This is a genomic window from Malonomonas rubra DSM 5091 (genome assembly GCF_900142125.1).
GTDB lineage: Bacteria > Desulfobacterota > Desulfuromonadia > Desulfuromonadales > Geopsychrobacteraceae > Malonomonas > Malonomonas rubra.
Genome location: NZ_FQZT01000006.1, coordinates 118379 through 134287, shown reverse-complemented (window position 1 = coordinate 134287; position 15909 = coordinate 118379). Strand labels below are relative to the sequence as shown.

Below are 15909 nucleotides of genomic sequence, written 5' to 3'. Positions count from 1 at the left end.
AGAGACTCGCCGTCATTTTCTACAGTTACAACAGATCGGAAACATTAAGTGCAACCCTCCCCAAGCAAATCCTGGCAACGACCGGAAACCCTGCTTCTGCTGATGGCCTTTGCCGTTCCAATCAGCTTTTCCGCTTGGCAGGCACTGCTGAATAATTTCGCCATCGAACAGGTCGCCTTTACCGGCAAGGAGATGGGCATTCTGCAGTCATTGCGGGAAGTACCAGGTTTTCTTGCCTTTGCCGTCGTCTTCGTGCTGCTGTTGTTCCGCGAACAGACACTGGCGCTGACATCACTTTTTCTGCTCGGCCTGGGGACAGCTTTAACCGGATTTTTCCCATCGACGATCGGGCTTTACCTGACCACGATACTTATGTCGCTCGGCTTCCACTACTATGAAACCATGCAGACCTCTCTGACCCAGCAATGGATCGCTAAAGAACACACGGCGGAAACTTTCGGCAAGCTGATTGCGATTGGGTCGTCAGCGGCTATCATCACGTTTGGACTGATTTGGCTGGGGTCAAGCTTTTTGCACTTGGATTTTAAATGGCTTTATCTCTTGTTCGGTGGCCTGACCATGTTAATCGCTCTGATCGCCCGTTTCAGTTTTCCGGCGTTCGAGCAGCAGACCATTCAGCACAAACACATGGTACTACGCAAACGGTACTGGCTCTACTATGCCCTCACTTTCATGTCAGGGGCGCGCCGGCAGATTTTCATGGTCTTTGCTGGTTTCCTGATGGTGGAGAAGTTCGGCTACTCGGTTAGCGACATTTCTTTGCTGTTCCTGCTGAACGCATCTCTGAATGTCTTTTTCGCTCCGCGTATCGGTCGGCTGATCAGCCGAATTGGCGAACGGAACGCCCTGGTGATCGAGTACATCGGCCTGATCCTGGTCTTCTGTGGCTACGCTTTGGTGGAAAGTGGCAAACTGGCAGCGGGTCTCTATGTTCTCGACCATCTTTTCTTCGCCTTGGCGATCAGCCAGAAAACCTATTTTCAGAAGATTGCCGCACCGGAAGATATCGCTTCAACGGCTGGTGTCAGCTTCACGATCAACCACATTGCTGCCGTCGTCATCCCCGCCCTCTTTGGTCTGATCTGGCTACAATCCCACGCGCTGGTTTTTCTCCTTGGAGCAGCGATGGCTCTAATTTCTCTGCTGCTGGCGACGCTGATCCCAAGAACGCCACAGCAAGGGCAGGAAACCTGTTTCGTAAGACCAGCTCAGCTGTGATTCTTTCGAGACAAACGTCATAGCCAAATACATGGCTGCGTGACTGCTCCAAGCTGATATCAACGATCTAATTTCTATGTCCGGAGAAACAGCTGTTTCCCTTTTGTAAGCAATAAAAGTTGTGTACTGTTACAGTTAAGACCCAAGCTGTGGAGGTTGCTTTGAATAAACAAAACGAAATTCTTCTGGCCAGTCAGCCAATTTATTCAAAGCACAAGAGACTTTTCGCTTACGAACTTTTTTTCCGCCACGCAGAAAACATTTCGGCGGCCGAATACGGCGAAGAGATGGCAACCACAGATGTTCTTGTCAATATGTGCACCGGCCTTTCTGACCACCTCGACAACAACCATCGCCCGGTATTCGTCAACTTCCCCGCCGACATCCTTTATTCGGATGTGTCGCTGCCGATTGCACCTGAAAACATCATCATCGAGCTCCCTGCTGGCTTACAGGTCGACAAACAGACATTGGATGCCGTCCAGAAATTCAAATCGGAAGGGTTTCGTTTTTCTTTAGACAGCTACAATTTTGCCCCTTGTTATGACTCCCTGCTTGAAGTCATCGACTATGTCAAAGTTGACGCCCTTGCCGAGCAAAATGAAAACACTCAGGAGAAGTTCAATCGCGTGGCCAAACGCTCTGTTGTCTGGGTCGCAGAAAGGGTTGAAACAGAAGCACAGTACCAAAAGTTTCTCGATCTCGGCTTTGCACTGTTTCAGGGCTATTTCATTGCTGAACCTCTCCAGATCGAAGGGCAATCGCTTAAGCAAAAAGCAAAAATCTGCGCCAATACACTTGAATCGATCAGCCACGCTGATATCGATATCGACAAACTTTGCCAGATCGTTGCCCAAAACCCTTATCTGGCGACCCAGCTTTTAAAAATTATCAACAGCCCGGCCTGTGCCCTGCAAAGAACGATTTCATCGTTGAAAGAAGCAATCATATATCTTGGGCTGGGTACAGTTAAAAACTGGATTATCATGCTGAGCATGCTGCACGACAGCTCTGCGAAAGAAGGAACGGGACGTGTTGTTCTAACGCGGGCAAAAGCCTGTGAGGAATATGCCTCCACAACGGTTTTCACAACCCCAGAAAAAGCATTCCTGGTCGGGCTCCTCTCTGGTGTCAACCTCCTCTTCGGGATTGATAATGAGCTTTTTTTGAAGCATAGCTCACTGCATGAGGAAATAACGTCAGCTGTGCTTCTACGAAAAGGATTTCTTGGACAAGTTCTGGATGAGATTATCAGGACAGAGCACGCCATTATGCAGAATCCATCAAGTTTGAAAAGGGATGACGACGGTTTTATTGGTTCTTTTTACCTGGCAACCAACTGGGTTGAAAAAGCGCTCAACTCCATCAGCGATTGAAACAGATGAATCCGGGTAAAACACAATGAGGAACTGTCAAGTCAGATATTTCAAACCGGAAGGGCTAAGCGGGCTGGAACTGCTCAGCTGCCCCGACGTCAACTACCTGTTCCCTCCCCATTTTCACGACGCTTACTGTATCTGGCTCAACAGCAGTGGTGGCGAACGTTATCGCCACAGTGGAAACAGTTCAATTCTGCAGCCGGGCCACTTCGGCATCATCGCCCCAGGAGAAGTTCATGAAAATTACGCTTGCGAAAACGACCGGCGCAACCTGCTGACCTTTTATCTTGCTCCCTCCCAACTGCAGTCGCTCGCTGCGCAAATCCGTGATGTCGATTCTGACGACTGCGAGTTCCGCACCGATTTTTACCGGGACAACGAAGCCTACGCTGGCCTTATCCAGTTGCACCAGACCCTTTATCATTCCGACTCCAAACTGGAAAAAGAAACCGCTTTTATTGAATTACTGGCCCTGCTGATTTCCCGGCATACCGCCAAAACCATCAATTCAGCCAAATTCGGCCAGGAAACAGAACGGGTGAACAAGATTATCGAGCTGTTCCACGAACAGATCGAAGAGGATTTCGGCCTGAGCGAGCTGGCACAGCAGTTTGATTGCACCCCCTACCACTTGATCCGCTTCTTCAAAAAAGCGGTCGGCATAGCGCCGCACGCCTATTTGGTCCAAATGAGACTGGAGAAAGCGAAGCAGCTGATCAGCGAAGGGGATTCGCTGGTCGATGCAGCCTTGGCAACAGGTTTCGCCGACCAGAGCCACCTGACCCGTCACTTTAAAAACAAATTCGGCGTCACCCCCGGCATCTACCGCAAGCAGGTTCTAGGCTGAGATCAATTTTGTACAAGAAAACCGTTCGCAATTGCGGTTATCTCTGGCCACGGCTGAGCATATGCGCAAGTATCTGGTGACCAGTCGCGTTGATGCCTAAAGTTATGCCGGTCGCTAGCAGAAAACGAACAACAGGAGCAACGCAGGATGGAAGAAATCAGCTGGCAGCAATTTGAAATGGTCGAACTCCGCACCGGAACCATCATCGAAGTAGAGGATTTCCCGGAAGCACGCACCCCGGCCTACAAAGTCAAAGTCGACTTCGGCCCGGAGATCGGTATCAAAAAATCGAGCGCGCAAGTGACCGACCTTTACAGCAAAGAAGATCTGCTCGGTCGGCAGATTATCGGCGTAGTCAATTTCCCGGTCAAACAGATCGGGCCGATGCGTTCAGAATTTCTGCTGACAGGCTTCTACCAGGAAGATCGCTCGGTTGTGTTGGCAGTGCCGGAGCGAGCCGTGCAGAACGGGGCCAAGTTGGGGTAACAGGCTACTTCACATACCTCCTCGTCCCTCAAACCGAAACTGGTCAGTGGGCATCTACGATCAAAAAACGCAGCAAATCGACAATCGTGATATCTGCTGTCACCCGCCCGGAGTTGTCCAGAACCGGAACTTCTTTGACATTTGCCCCGAGCATCCGTTTCAGTAGCGCGCCAACTTCATCTCCGTCACGAGCACTCAGGGTATTTTTCTGCATGATATCTCTGGCACATTCCGCGGTGACCATATCGATGAGAAACCGCGGATGAATCTGTGGCTCATGGCTGGGACAAAAGACATGACGAGCCAGCAGGCCCAGCGAGATGGTGCCGACAAGGCAACCCTCGCTGTTGACCACGTAAAGCAGGCGGCTGTGCTCATAATCAATCATGGCATCAACCACATCTGCGATGCTGGCGTCTTCGGGAATCAGCGGCAGATTCCTTGTTTTGATGCGAGCCACCAGTTCGCTGATTTTTGAACTGCGGACAATTTCCTCCTGTGCCATGCCTGCCATCCTTTCCCTCAACGGGCCTTCTGCTTTTGGTGTATTTCCCCCGCCCTGGACAAGGCAAAACGGACGAAAAACGGTGTCAGCAATTCATTGATGATGACCGATCCAAGGACGGCGTTGATCATCACTTCCGCCTGAAGAGTCGGCCCGAAGATCTCTTCGGCGGCCAGTACCAGCCCTACGGTGACCCCGGCTTTCGGCAACAGCGCAAAACCGAGATAGTTTCTCACGCAGTCAGGTGCGCCGGAAATGCGGGCACCGACCCGACTTCCCAGCAGTTTGCCGACAAATCGACCGAGAATGATGAGCAATGCCAGCCCACCGGCAGCTTCGATGACCCGGAAATCAAAGTGAGCTCCAGCCAGGGTAAAAAACATGGCGAAAATCGGCTCTTCAAACTCCTCGACAGCAGCAAACATGTCATCACGTCGCTCCACGAAATTGGTGACCACAAAACCGAGCGACATATTGGCCAGTAAAGGGGAGGCCTTCAGGCTGATGGCGAGACCGCCCAGTAGGAAGATCGTGCCGATCATCATGCCCGGAAGCGCTTTTTTACGGGACACAAAGCGTATGGCTTTTTGCAGCCCAAGCCCCAAAGCCCCGCCCAGAAGCAGTGACAGAAGAATGGAAACACCCGGGACAAGCACGACTTGCTGCCAACTGACTGCGGTCTGTTGCAGCAGACCTGCGGCAACAGCACTTGCGAACGCGAAAAAAAGGATCGCCAGAGCATCATCCAATGCTACAACACCAAGTAGAACCGAAGTCAAAGGTCCTCGCGCCTTGTATTCGTGGATGATAGCCAAAGTCGCTGCCGGCGCGGTTGCCGCACTCAGAGCTCCAATCAGAAGTGCGACCGGCCATTGGAGAGTTGAAAACGAAGATGACAAGGCGCTGAAAGCACCGAACGTAACAAGCAGTAAAAGCGTTACAGCGATAAAAGCGCTCGAGGCTTCTGCGCAGGTAATCCAAAGAATCTGCTTGCCGAGCTTTTTCAGCTTGGCGACCCCCAGCGACCCGCCGATGGAAAACGCGATGATCGAAAGGGCCATATCGGTGATCAGGCTTAGTTCATCCTTGACCAGCCGTTCATGAAAGACCCCCAGCACAGAAGGACTTACCAAAATCCCTATGACTAGGTAGCCAGTGACCCGCGGGGCATTGAAATAGTTGGCCACTTTGCCGCCAAAATGACTGAGCAATAACAGCAGTCCGAGAAAAACCAGCGAATGCGCCTGGCTCAGTCCTCCAGCCAGGTCAGTCTGCCACAACTCCATATCAGCCTCTCATTTCCAGCAACCGAAGGACGTGTTTCAAGTGGAAGCCAAAATACTCCGACCAATCGCTTTAAAAATTTGGCCGGCCTCGGAATCGGCATCTGCTGCCATCAATGGTACGCCTGCGTCTCCTCCGGTGCCGATGGCGAGATCCAGGGGAACAGATCCCAGAAGAGGGAGATCGAGTTCTTCACTGAGGAGTTCTCCACCCCCATGGCCGAATATCTCGATCGGCTCGGAGGTATGCCCGCACATGAAATAGGACATGTTTTCAACCAGGCCAATGATTTCAAGATCGTACCTGCGGAACATCTGTATGGCCCGCCTGACATCAGCCAGAGCAACCCCCTGGGGAGTTGTCACCATCAGCACTTTTGCCTTCGGAATCGACTGGGCGATGGTTATTGACGGGTCTCCGGTGCCGGGAGGCAGATCCACAACCAGAAAATCCAGCTCTCCCCAGAGAACGTCACCCAGCAACTGCTGAATCGCCCGGCCCACCATTGGTCCCCGCCAGATAAATGCCTGCCCGGCTTCGGCAAGCATCCCCAACGACATGACTTTCAGCCCGTATTTGCACACCGGGACGATCATTTTGTTTTCCCGGGCCGGCTCCTCTTTTAGAGCGAGCATAACCGGCACACTCGGCCCGTAAACATCTGCATCCAGAAGGCCGACCTGCTTGCCTTCTCCGGCGAGGGCCAGAGCGATATTCACCGCTAAGGTTGTTTTGCCGACACCACCCTTACCGCTGGCAACGGCCAGTACCTGCTTGACCTTTTCCAGTCCAAGCAAAGATTCTCGGCGAGAATTAAAGGTTTGCTTCTCTTTCTGTTCAGAAGACATTCTGGGCCCCTTTCCCTGAAAGACCGGTTAACACTAGCAGTACCGGCCAAATTTATGACTCCTGACTCCCGCTTTCCCGTAAATTTGACAAGGCAACCTCCGCATCGCTTTGCCGAGTCACCTCGATAGTGACCTCAGCATTGCCAAGGACATACCCCGGCCCCTTTCCGGCAAGCTGCTCACGAACCAGCAGGCTATCAACTCCCTGCGTCAACAGCCAATTGGCAACCTTGATTCCTTTTGCTTTTTCCTCATCGCAGAATGGATTCGCTGTAACGGCATCCAGAGTGACATCTCCCGTTCTGGCGAGGAGAGTGACCATCCGAAAAAATGGCGCTTCGCCGAAATGTTCAGACAAAGTTCGGCGGTCCGCTGACAGAGGCATCGCCACAATGAAATGGTCTTTTTGCTGAGGTTCGTAATGAATTTGCACATGGTCGACATGTTGCAGCTCAGCCTTGATGCTGCGCTTTATTTCCTCACTTATCCGGTGCCCCTTTTCCAGTTCCTTGACGCGTAGGGTCAAGTCCAGCTCAACAAACTTGTAGCGCCCTGCGTTGCGTGCCCTTAACTGGTTAATCGTCACAACATGCGGATCGTTCGTGACAATCCGCCGAATCGACTCCAGGCTTTCAGGATCGAGCGAGGCATCGAGCAGCACGCGAACCGCATCAAGGGCAATAAGAAGCGCAGTCCGCCCAATGAAGGCAACAACAATCAGCGCCGCATAACGATCCAGTGCGAATCCGATCATGTTGCCGAGCAGTGACAGCAGGATGACCAGCGACGACAGCATATCTGTCCAAATGTGCCGGGCATCCGCCACTAAACTGGGGGAGCCGGTCTCCTCCCCTTTTTTCAGCTCATAGCGAGAAAAAAGCCAGGTGATGATAATGGTCAGCGCAATTCCGCCGACAGCAAGCGGCATCTGCCCGGCAACCAGAGGAGAAGCGTTTGCAAACACGTCCTTGATAATTTCGTAGCCAGCCAGGAAAATCAGCAGCGAAGTTCCCAACGCGACCAGGTTTTCCAGCTTGTACAGGCCATAAGGAAAGGCGCGTGTGCGGCGTTTGGATATTTTGATGCCAAGCAGGATGGCAAACGAGGAGAGGACATCGGTGAGCGAATGAACGGCATCGGCTTTAATCGCCAGACTTCCGGTAGCAGCCGCCAACAGCGCCTTAATCATCACCAGTAACACATTGGTCAGAATAGACAACCAGGCTGTTTTGACATCAGGTTGCATACTTTTCCCAGCACATGAAAAAACCGGCACTTAACTCGATTAATCAATGAGAGATTGATACCATAATTGTCTCACGAATTAATTGGATTGCAATGTTTGAAAAAATTCTTATTCGAGGTGGGATGCAACGGCCGAACAATGAACTGAAAACATCAGACAAGGGAAATTCGGCGTGTTGATTTACGGTTTCAGTCCCGCATTAAGGTACGATTAAGAACGAGCCAGCATCAATCTACAGCCAACCACACTCCGACAGCGAACATCAGGGTGCCGGCGATGCGGTTGAGCAGGCGAACGTTATCGCTTTTCTGTAGCAGATGATTGAGGGTCCGCCCGCCACTGGCGTACAGAACCAGGCTGATAAACTCGATACACAGGATGATGCCGAGTAGAAGAGAAAGCTGCCCCGGCAGAGGCCTTTGCTGATCGATGAAAGGCGGTAGCAGGGCGATAAAAAACGCCCAGCCCTTGGGGTTGGCGACAGCGGTGACAAAGCCCTGCAAAGCCAGCTGCGGCGCGGACATCTTGCCACTGAATCCCGACTCAAAGTCGATCGCCATCTTCCCCTTGGCCATCCACATTTGCACGCCGAGGTAGCAAAGATAGAGACCACCGAGATATTTCAGCGCCAGAAACAACATCGGATATTGCAGCATGATCGCCGCCACGCCGACCACCGAAGCACCGGCAACCAAGCCGACGCCGATCAGTTCTCCCGCCATCATCCACAGCGTCCTGCGCACACCGATGGTCATGCCGAGGGTCATCGACAGTGTCATGCACATGCCGGGGGTGACCGATACGGCAACAAATGTGGGAACAAAAACAGCAAGGACGGTGCTACTCATCAACTCTATCCTGAGAACAATCTCAACCCAAGGTGGTTCTACATAGTCAATGCCGGATTCATACACCAATCCCCAGGAAAAGGCTACTGCCGACGTTCAATCTCCGTAAAACAATACAGCTAAACGGAACCAATATTGACTTGCTCCTTGCTTTTATAATGCCAAAGGTGCTATGGTTAAAAAACTTAAGTACGTTTGTGGAAATTTTTTGTCACTCACCGGACTGGCAAGGTGTCGTTCCGGACCAAAAACACAGGCCCTCTTGGGCGTGTGTTTTTTATTTTAGCTGAGTGAGTTTCGCACGAACAAATCATGTTCCGATACAGGAACAAGGAGAAAATCAATGGCAGAAGGTACAGTGAAGTGGTTTAACGAATCAAAAGGTTTTGGTTTCATCGAGCAGGATAATGGACCTGATGTGTTCGTCCACTTTTCCAATATCCAGGGCGAGGGGTTCAAATCCCTCTACGAAGGCGACCGGGTAAGTTTTGATGTCACCCAAGGTCAGAAAGGCCCTCAATCAGCGAATGTCGTCAAGCTCTAAAAATACTTGCATAACATTCGAAAAAGGGCTCTGCAGTTTTGCAGAGCCCTTTTTTTCAGCTTTCAAGTGGAATTGTGCCCTGCTGACAGAAAAGGATACCTGATGGCAAGAAAAACGAATTATGGTTATGAGAAACGCCAGAAAGAACTCGCGAAAAAGGCCAAAAAAGAAGAAAAATTAAAGCGTAAGCAAGAACAATCTTCCCAGCCCCCACAAGATCAAGAGTGAAGAAGCTTCTCCACACTTCAGGAAAATAGTATTTTCATCATTGCCTTTTTGCTGTTACTTTCGTTTTTTGACCTACCAAATTTTTCCAGTAATATGTGATATAGACCACCTTTAAGATATCATCAGGGCCCCTTAGAGGAAAAATATGCGCAGAGCCATTGAGTATTTAAATGACTTGGACATTGTATGCGTGCAAACTTTGGGAACCTATGCCCTCAATCAGGAAGTTGAAACCGTAAAAAGGGCGATTGAGATGATGAAATCGCACAGATGTAATCGTTGCCTGTTCGATCATCGGCAGACAGAGGTGATCGCGGAAACCATGGAAGCCTATGAGCGCTCAGATCGTTATAAGGAAATTGGTCTGGAGCCGCAAATGCGGATTGCGTCCCTGCTGCAAGAAATCACCAGAGACCTACAATTCTACCGTGATGCCGCGGTCACACGCGGTTGGACCGTTGAAATTTTTGATGACTACGATGCAGCTCTGGCCTGGCTGAAAAAGTCTGATCAATAGCTGGATAAGCGCTCAATCCTCTCCTGCGTTGCCGGATGCGTTGAGAGATAACGAAGCGCCGAGGGCTCACCGCTGCCTTCTTTTTCCCCACCAACTGATCTTTGCAGGTTCAGCAGAACGTCAGCAAGATGATGTAAAGGAATCCCCTGCGCCAGCATGTATTCAACAGCGGCATCGTCTGCTTCCCGTTCCATGTCGCGGGAGTACTTGGCATCAACCAGCATAGTCGGCAGAGCGGCAGCGATGGATCCGGAAGAAAGAATATCGCCAGTTATAGCTGCGACCAGCAATCCCGCGGTAGAACTCTGAATAATCTTGCGCAGGGCATGCCGGTTGCGGATGTGACCGATTTCATGGGCCAGTACCGCGATCAGTTCTTCATCCCGGTCAACCAGCGCCATAAAATCATCAGTGACGATGACGGTTCCGCCCGGCAATGCCAATGCATTGGCTCCGAAAGCAGCCGAGTCACGAAACAACAGCTGGTAATCGCGCTGATCCTGTTCCATGCCAGAGACAACCTGATTGAACAACTGTTCAACCTCTAGCTGTCGCCACTTAGGCAGACCTGTTTCGCTGAAAAAGCTGCTGTCGAGAAATTCGAAAGCCTCTTTTCCCATGCTGACTTCTGCCGATGGGGGAATGGCGTATGCCATCCGCTCTGCCAGCACCGGGATACCAAACCGGATGAAGGCCCAGACAACGACAGCAGTCAGCAGCAGGGCTATAGCTGCCAACCGCAGGCTGTTTTCAAAGCGATGCACCTGGTTGAAAAAACCACCCCGGCCGAGTTTCTTCTGCAACTCAGCAGCGAACACCCTGTTGCGGATATCGCATTTCCCGCCATCCGGCAGATAAATCGAGCGGCTGACGCTGCCAAGAGCATCACTCAACCGCAGCTCGCTGTAAGGCAGCTGCAATTCCAGACCGTCGCCGTCAATCTGTAGGCAATCATTCTTTAGACGCAGCACGACATGCTTGCAGGCCGCACTTTGACCATCGAAATATTCGCCGCGACTTTCCATCAAAACCCAATATCCATGTCGAAAATATCGCCGATCTGCTCGCCGACCGCGCTGCCTCCCTGCCGGTTGAAGGCCTCGAAGGCGTCCAGGTCGCCATCGACAATCATGGTCAAATTTTCCAACCGGTAGCGGGTCAAACGGATCGTCGCCCAGGGTGTTAACAAGCCAAAAGAGAACATTATCGCCAAGCCGTTGGAAAAGTAGAGCCAGGCCATCTCTTTAATTTTCAGGCTGGAACGGAAACGATGCTTGCCGAGCTGGGTGTTGTCCCAGGTCAGGTTAGTGATACGGACATAAAAATAGAGGATGACGAAGAGGTAGGCAAGCAGGATGGTCAGCGGAAAGAAAAAGACCAGCATCGACGCGATAACGCCACCACCGACAGCCACGCCCTGAAGCATCGGCGCAAAAATGCCAATCATGGCACCACTGGCGATGATTACCAGAACAACAATACCGATACCGCGCAGGAAAAGCCGGTAAAAATCTTTTGCTGTTCCGTTAAAGCGGAAATTGGTGCGACCGAAACTGCTATTGTCGACCAGGAACTGCTTCTGGCGAAAGATCATATACGGAGCCGCCAGGCCCAAAGTCAACGAGGCAAGCGCCGACAAACCGATATAAACAATGTAGGCTCCGCGATAATCAGGGTAAAAGCCGAAACAGATGTTGCGGTGCGCTGAATTGCGGCTGTTGTATATGCGCGATCTGACAATTGCCCAAGGCATGATGACAAAAATGATCAAACCGACGACCGAGCTGAGTACCGGACTGAAATTGGCGCCGAGGGTGTAGAGAAGAAAAAGTGCGGCTCCGACCAGCCAGCCTTTCAGCAAAGTAATCGGGTTGGCCAGATAATCGAAGTTCATCCCTTCCAACTGGGTACAGCGATAAAAGTAGCTGCGCTTGCGCACTTTCGCCCAGGGCGAATAGATGCCGAGGGTGACTATCTTCAACAGGGTATTGACGATCCAGATACCGAAATATTCTTTTGCATCCCCACGGAAAACAAAATTGATCGACCGCGGTAGCTGTCTCTCAGCCGGCACTGAAGCGGCCCTCGTTTGCGCTGCAGGCGACTCAGACCTCCTCTCCGAATCTGGGGCCGGTTGCGGAGCAGCAGCGGGCGTTACCGCTTCAGCCATACTGAAGCCCTGGCCACACTGCGGGCATTTCACCCGCGTAACCTTTGCCGGGACCTTTGCTTCTGCCATCTTTTTGCTGTAGCCACAATGTGGGCAGCGGATCAGAACCTGGGACATTTCACCCCTTTCTTTGAGAGTCTGAGGCTAAAGTTCTCAAATAAAAAGATTAACCCCTGCTCATTTTACAGGCAAGGTTCTTAATAATTTTCTTTTGAAAGATTTCATGGGATTGCTGAAACATAAACTCCAAACAGGTTCCACGGGCAAAAGAGCGGTTATTTTCCTTTTCAAAAATTATTTTTCTCTTTTTTTAGTGGAAAATAGCCTGAAGAAATCACTGCAAAAACAAAACACCGCAACATTGGTTGCAACGCAACCAAAGCTACCCACTCCACGGAGCGCCCTATTTCACGCGCCTCCAGCCGTATACCAAAAACAAAGCGCAACCATAGTTGCAATTAAGCAGCGCCAACAAATCGGACAAAACAATCTATTCTTATTTATTTTCATACAGTTAGACGCAAATCCATCCCTTGGCACTCAACTTGCCGTAGTTTTTTCTACAAAGCAAAAAAATTTCAACCGACAAAAACAGAGATTGAAAACAAACCCTACTACCAAAATGAAAAGTAAAACTTATAGACAAATTACAATCACTGATAGTCGGACTTATTGGCGACAGCAAAATATCAACGACTGCCGAATAGAGGATTGGCAGAAAAGAAAAAACCTCGATAGCAAGAAACACCTGGTTCATTAAATACTAACCAAGCCAAAAAGGAGAAAGCGAATGAAAATTGCCAAGAAACTAACTGCCACAGTTTTGGGCCTGACCTTCTGCGCCGGCATGGCCAACGCAGGAGTCATCAGCAACTGGAATACCGCCAACGTCACAACCGACGCCGGTCCTTATGCCGTCGAAGAGCTCTACCAGAGCACCCTGTTCACCGACAGCAGTAAAACCGACAGCAACGGTTTCATCGGTTGGGAAGAGTCCGACGTGCAGGCACCGGGCATGAAAGTTGTCACCGATGATGTCACCGGCAGCAGCTGCATCATGACCTCCGGCTACAACCCTGAGCTGGGTGTTGACGTTACCAAGCAGTGCGAAGACGGTCTGAAATCGAGCAAGCGCTTCAAGCTTAAAGGCACTGTAAGTGGCGCACCAATGGACATCATCTTTGATGTTGCTGATGGTGCTGACACCGCATACAAAGTTCTTCACAAGCTCAGCGACTACGTCGACTCTGAGGACTGGGCAGGGTTCACCCTCCAACTTGGCTTCACTGTTGACGGTCAGTTCGTTTCTTCGACCGCCAACGACGGCCTCGGCTTCAGTGACTCCAACGGCAACGTTTTCCTCGGTACCGTTTCTTCCAACGACATTAAAGCTGAAGTCCTGTCCGGCTACTTCTCCCAAGGTCTGGCTGGCCCTATTGACAAGTGGCACCCGGAAAGCGGTTACTTCGACACCACAACCCGCATGGGCTACGAACTGACCGCAACCGAAGACAGCATCGTCACCGGCGCCACCATCGGTAAATACGAAGAGCTGTTCGGTCCCTGGAACACCATCTACGACATCCCGACCGCTATCCTCTGGGACGACGATTCCGACCCGAGCACCGACGACCTGCTGATGGCCAACTGCGCAGGCACCTTCAACGAAACCGACAACACTTGTGTTGATGCAGCTGGCGAGAATGCCTGGGTCACCTATCGCACACTGCCGATTCTGGTAGACGGTGTTGCCAGCGCTTCCGACGGCGTCGCAAAACCGGTCACTCAAGCTGTTGTCGAAACATGGCTCACCACGACCGATGACAATGGAAATCTTGCTTACCACACTGACCCGATCGAAGATCTGGCGAACCTCGGCCTGACCTACTGGCTCACCATCGGAGACACCAGCGGCTGGCCGGTCCAGAGCTTCACCATGCGCTTCATCCCGATCGCTGTTCAATAAACGACCTTGTTAAAAAAACAGCCGCTGCCAAAATTTCGGCAGCGGCTGAGAAATCTTGCCGTTAATACTCCTTCATCAGTTTAACGCAAGACAGAAAAGCCGGGAGAGCCTCCACCTCCCGGCTTTTATTTTCTTCGCCACTGCCGCAATGCTATACTCCCTGCTCATTCACCATCAACCGAGGGAAACAACATGCGCCGCAAGCTGATCCTGTTTATCCTGCTGCTTCTGCCGTTCAACCTTTTCGCCGCCGAAAATCCCTGGACCCACAATCTTTATTTCGAAAACGATCTGTTCTTCGGCACCGACAGCGATTACACCAACGGCGTCAAATACTCATTCATTTCGCCCGACCTCGCCCCGGACGCCCCCGTTAACGTCACCGGGAAAATACCGCGCACTGCGCTTAATTTCATCCATAACCTGCCACTGATCAAGAACGCGCCAGCCGAGACGGGACACAAGCTGGAATTTGGTCTGGGGCAGAATATGTACACGCCACGCGATATCAGCCGATACGATTTAATCGAAGATGATCGGCCTTACGCTGGCTACAGCTACCTGTCGACCTCCTATCACCGCAAAAGTGAAGACGGCGATGGCTGGAGCCAGATGGATACGCTCGAGGTCCAGCTCGGCATTGTCGGCCCTTCTTCGTTGGCCGAGCAGTCACAAAAGTTCGTCCATCGCGTGCGCGCTCTGCAGCGACCCAACGGCTGGGATCATCAACTGGAAGACGAGCCGGCGCTGCTGCTCGCCTTCGAGCGCAAGTGGCTTTATCATCCTACTTACCGACAAAAATTCTGCACCGACCTGATCGGTCATGCAGGACTGGCTATCGGCAACGTCATGACTTACCTCAACGCTGGCGGCGAAGTGCGCTTCGGCTGGAATATCCCGCGGAGTTTCTCCGTTTCGCAGATCCGCCCGGCTGGCAGCAATTGGCTAACCACCACCCGTGGCTTCAGCAGCTACCTTTTCGCCGCCGTCAACGGCCGCGCCGTGCTGCTCGATATTTTCCTCGACGGCAACAACTTTCGCGACAGCCACAGTGTCGACAAAGAACCACTGGTCGCCGACCTGATGACCGGCATCACCGTCCGCTATCAACGCGTGTCCTTCAGCTTTGCCTACACCCACCGCACTCGTGAATTTAAGCGACAACCGGAACATCACGGCTTCGGTTCAATGACTTTGAGTTACGTTTTTTAGCGCAAAAACATATCCACGGTAGGGTTCTGAGCCATCATTGAAAGGATATCTGCCGCCCGGATGGCGGCAGCTGAGTCCCACGGACGAGTTTATGCGGCCCTGGCAAATGAAGTGGGCGAACCCGGCACACAAACACCAAGCCGATTGGTTTTTCCCGCCAGCTTTGCTAATCTGACTTTTTACGTGCAATGAAAAGGAGAGGTTATGAACTCACAGGATAAAATTCTTCGCAGCGGCTTCGCCCTGTTCAGCCTGATTACATCCTTCCTGTTCGTCTACTACGCCGTCACCATTTTCACCGGCGAGACAGGTTCTCAGCATCTGAAAATTTTTGCTTACGTCACCGGCGGCTACGGCCTGATGAACACCTACATTCTCAGCTGGGCCTGGCGCACCCAAGTTGGGTGGACAATGGCCGCCAACACCGTTATTTCCGTCTGCTTCTTCGGCGTCTTCCTGATGGACATGTTGCGCGGCGGCCTGCAGGACAGCAAACAGATCGCCGTACTGGTCGGGCTGGCGGTGGTGCTGGGTATCAACTGGTACACTATCAGAAAACTGAACCAGTAAAAGACAACGACCTGCCGACG

Annotated in this window: 18 protein-coding genes; 11 read left to right on the top strand and 7 right to left on the bottom strand. The window is 51.6% G+C overall.

What is annotated here, in order from left to right; all coding sequences use genetic code 11:
* Positions 1 to 102: 102 nt before the first annotated feature.
* The 4 genes from BUB13_RS09970 (at position 103) to BUB13_RS09955 (ending at position 3951) form a co-directional block, all read left to right on the top strand.
* Positions 103 to 1239, top strand: a complete 1137-nt coding sequence (locus BUB13_RS09970) for an MFS transporter (RefSeq protein WP_072908670.1) — start codon at positions 103 to 105, stop codon at positions 1237 to 1239.
* Between the two features lie 149 nt (positions 1240 to 1388).
* Complete coding sequence (locus BUB13_RS09965; protein WP_279625981.1) at positions 1389 to 2615, top strand: EAL and HDOD domain-containing protein; 1227 nt, start codon at positions 1389 to 1391, stop codon at positions 2613 to 2615.
* A gap of 25 nt (positions 2616 to 2640) precedes the next feature.
* Complete coding sequence (locus BUB13_RS09960; protein WP_072908469.1) at positions 2641 to 3465, top strand: AraC family transcriptional regulator; 825 nt, start codon at positions 2641 to 2643, stop codon at positions 3463 to 3465.
* A 147-nt stretch (positions 3466 to 3612) separates the two neighbouring features.
* The gene (locus BUB13_RS09955) at positions 3613 to 3951 is read left to right on the top strand and encodes a tRNA-binding protein (RefSeq protein WP_072908467.1); all 339 of its coding nucleotides are present in this window, start codon (positions 3613 to 3615) and stop codon (positions 3949 to 3951) included.
* Positions 3952 to 3994: 43 nt separating this feature from the next.
* Here BUB13_RS09955 and BUB13_RS09950 read toward each other — a convergent pair whose 3' ends face one another.
* The 5 genes from BUB13_RS09950 to BUB13_RS09930 all read right to left on the bottom strand — a co-directional run bounded on the left by BUB13_RS09950 (position 3995) and on the right by BUB13_RS09930 (position 8682).
* Positions 3995 to 4456: a CBS domain-containing protein gene (locus tag BUB13_RS09950; protein WP_072908465.1), complete on the bottom strand. Its 462-nt coding sequence runs from the start codon at positions 4454 to 4456 to the stop codon at positions 3995 to 3997.
* A gap of 17 nt (positions 4457 to 4473) precedes the next feature.
* The gene (locus tag BUB13_RS09945; protein ID WP_072908463.1) at positions 4474 to 5742 is read right to left on the bottom strand and encodes a cation:proton antiporter; all 1269 of its coding nucleotides are present in this window, start codon (positions 5740 to 5742) and stop codon (positions 4474 to 4476) included.
* A gap of 36 nt (positions 5743 to 5778) precedes the next feature.
* On the bottom strand, positions 5779 to 6588 hold the full coding sequence (locus BUB13_RS09940) for an Mrp/NBP35 family ATP-binding protein (RefSeq protein ID WP_072908461.1): 810 nt from the start codon (positions 6586 to 6588) through the stop codon (positions 5779 to 5781).
* Positions 6589 to 6640: 52 nt separating this feature from the next.
* Positions 6641 to 7834: a cation diffusion facilitator family transporter gene (locus BUB13_RS09935; protein WP_072908459.1), complete on the bottom strand. Its 1194-nt coding sequence runs from the start codon at positions 7832 to 7834 to the stop codon at positions 6641 to 6643.
* 227 nt (positions 7835 to 8061) lie between these two features.
* Positions 8062 to 8682 (bottom strand): LysE family translocator, encoded by a 621-nt coding sequence (locus BUB13_RS09930; RefSeq protein ID WP_072908457.1) that lies wholly within the window; start codon positions 8680 to 8682, stop codon positions 8062 to 8064.
* Positions 8683 to 9025: 343 nt separating this feature from the next.
* Here BUB13_RS09930 and BUB13_RS09925 point away from each other — a divergent pair, with 343 nt between their 5' ends.
* The 3 genes from BUB13_RS09925 to BUB13_RS09920 all read left to right on the top strand — a co-directional run bounded on the left by BUB13_RS09925 (position 9026) and on the right by BUB13_RS09920 (position 9971).
* Complete coding sequence (locus BUB13_RS09925; RefSeq protein WP_072908456.1) at positions 9026 to 9226, top strand: cold-shock protein; 201 nt, start codon at positions 9026 to 9028, stop codon at positions 9224 to 9226.
* A gap of 102 nt (positions 9227 to 9328) precedes the next feature.
* On the top strand, positions 9329 to 9454 hold the full coding sequence (locus BUB13_RS19380; RefSeq protein ID WP_279625980.1) for a hypothetical protein: 126 nt from the start codon (positions 9329 to 9331) through the stop codon (positions 9452 to 9454).
* A gap of 145 nt (positions 9455 to 9599) precedes the next feature.
* The gene (locus tag BUB13_RS09920) at positions 9600 to 9971 is read left to right on the top strand and encodes a hypothetical protein (protein WP_072908454.1); all 372 of its coding nucleotides are present in this window, start codon (positions 9600 to 9602) and stop codon (positions 9969 to 9971) included.
* Here BUB13_RS09920 and BUB13_RS09915 read toward each other — a convergent pair.
* Entirely contained in the window at positions 9965 to 10996 is a 1032-nt protein-coding gene (locus BUB13_RS09915) for a M48 family metallopeptidase (RefSeq protein ID WP_084091972.1), read from the bottom strand. The genes BUB13_RS09920 and BUB13_RS09915 overlap by 7 nt on opposite strands.
* On the bottom strand, positions 10996 to 12258 hold the full coding sequence (locus BUB13_RS09910; protein WP_072908450.1) for a DUF898 family protein: 1263 nt from the start codon (positions 12256 to 12258) through the stop codon (positions 10996 to 10998). The genes BUB13_RS09915 and BUB13_RS09910 overlap by 1 nt, the downstream gene beginning before the upstream one ends.
* 106 nt (positions 12259 to 12364) lie before the next feature.
* Here BUB13_RS09910 and BUB13_RS09905 point away from each other — a divergent pair, with 106 nt between their 5' ends.
* The 4 genes from BUB13_RS09905 (at position 12365) to BUB13_RS09890 (ending at position 15889) form a co-directional block, all read left to right on the top strand.
* A complete protein-coding gene (locus BUB13_RS09905) occupies positions 12365 to 12901 on the top strand; it encodes a hypothetical protein (protein ID WP_072908448.1) in 537 nt (178 codons plus the stop codon).
* A 30-nt stretch (positions 12902 to 12931) separates the two neighbouring features.
* On the top strand, positions 12932 to 14107 hold the full coding sequence (locus tag BUB13_RS09900; protein WP_072908446.1) for a choice-of-anchor F family protein: 1176 nt from the start codon (positions 12932 to 12934) through the stop codon (positions 14105 to 14107).
* Between the two features lie 192 nt (positions 14108 to 14299).
* A complete protein-coding gene (locus BUB13_RS09895) occupies positions 14300 to 15319 on the top strand; it encodes a lipid A deacylase LpxR family protein (RefSeq protein ID WP_072908444.1) in 1020 nt (339 codons plus the stop codon).
* A 204-nt stretch (positions 15320 to 15523) separates the two neighbouring features.
* Positions 15524 to 15889 carry a hypothetical protein gene (locus tag BUB13_RS09890; RefSeq protein WP_072908442.1) on the top strand — a complete coding sequence of 122 codons (366 nt, stop codon included), beginning with the start codon at positions 15524 to 15526 and terminating at the stop codon, positions 15887 to 15889.
* Positions 15890 to 15909: the final 20 nt, after the last annotated feature.

Coding starts and splice junctions, on each gene's coding strand:
- BUB13_RS09970 (WP_072908670.1), top strand. CDS start 103: ATGGCCTTTGCCGTTCCAATCAGCTTTTCCGCTTGGCAGGCACTGCTG.
- BUB13_RS09960 (WP_072908469.1), top strand. CDS start 2,641: ATGAGGAACTGTCAAGTCAGATATTTCAAACCGGAAGGGCTAAGCGGG.
- BUB13_RS09955 (WP_072908467.1), top strand. CDS start 3,613: ATGGAAGAAATCAGCTGGCAGCAATTTGAAATGGTCGAACTCCGCACC.
- BUB13_RS09950 (WP_072908465.1), bottom strand. CDS start 4,456: ATGGCACAGGAGGAAATTGTCCGCAGTTCAAAAATCAGCGAACTGGTG.
- BUB13_RS09945 (WP_072908463.1), bottom strand. CDS start 5,742: ATGGAGTTGTGGCAGACTGACCTGGCTGGAGGACTGAGCCAGGCGCAT.
- BUB13_RS09940 (WP_072908461.1), bottom strand. CDS start 6,588: ATGTCTTCTGAACAGAAAGAGAAGCAAACCTTTAATTCTCGCCGAGAA.
- BUB13_RS09935 (WP_072908459.1), bottom strand. CDS start 7,834: ATGCAACCTGATGTCAAAACAGCCTGGTTGTCTATTCTGACCAATGTG.
- BUB13_RS09930 (WP_072908457.1), bottom strand. CDS start 8,682: ATGAGTAGCACCGTCCTTGCTGTTTTTGTTCCCACATTTGTTGCCGTA.
- BUB13_RS09925 (WP_072908456.1), top strand. CDS start 9,026: ATGGCAGAAGGTACAGTGAAGTGGTTTAACGAATCAAAAGGTTTTGGT.
- BUB13_RS19380 (WP_279625980.1), top strand. CDS start 9,329: ATGGCAAGAAAAACGAATTATGGTTATGAGAAACGCCAGAAAGAACTC.
- BUB13_RS09920 (WP_072908454.1), top strand. CDS start 9,600: ATGCGCAGAGCCATTGAGTATTTAAATGACTTGGACATTGTATGCGTG.
- BUB13_RS09915 (WP_084091972.1), bottom strand. CDS start 10,996: ATGGAAAGTCGCGGCGAATATTTCGATGGTCAAAGTGCGGCCTGCAAG.
- BUB13_RS09910 (WP_072908450.1), bottom strand. CDS start 12,258: ATGTCCCAGGTTCTGATCCGCTGCCCACATTGTGGCTACAGCAAAAAG.
- BUB13_RS09905 (WP_072908448.1), top strand. CDS start 12,365: ATGGGATTGCTGAAACATAAACTCCAAACAGGTTCCACGGGCAAAAGA.
- BUB13_RS09900 (WP_072908446.1), top strand. CDS start 12,932: ATGAAAATTGCCAAGAAACTAACTGCCACAGTTTTGGGCCTGACCTTC.
- BUB13_RS09895 (WP_072908444.1), top strand. CDS start 14,300: ATGCGCCGCAAGCTGATCCTGTTTATCCTGCTGCTTCTGCCGTTCAAC.
- BUB13_RS09890 (WP_072908442.1), top strand. CDS start 15,524: ATGAACTCACAGGATAAAATTCTTCGCAGCGGCTTCGCCCTGTTCAGC.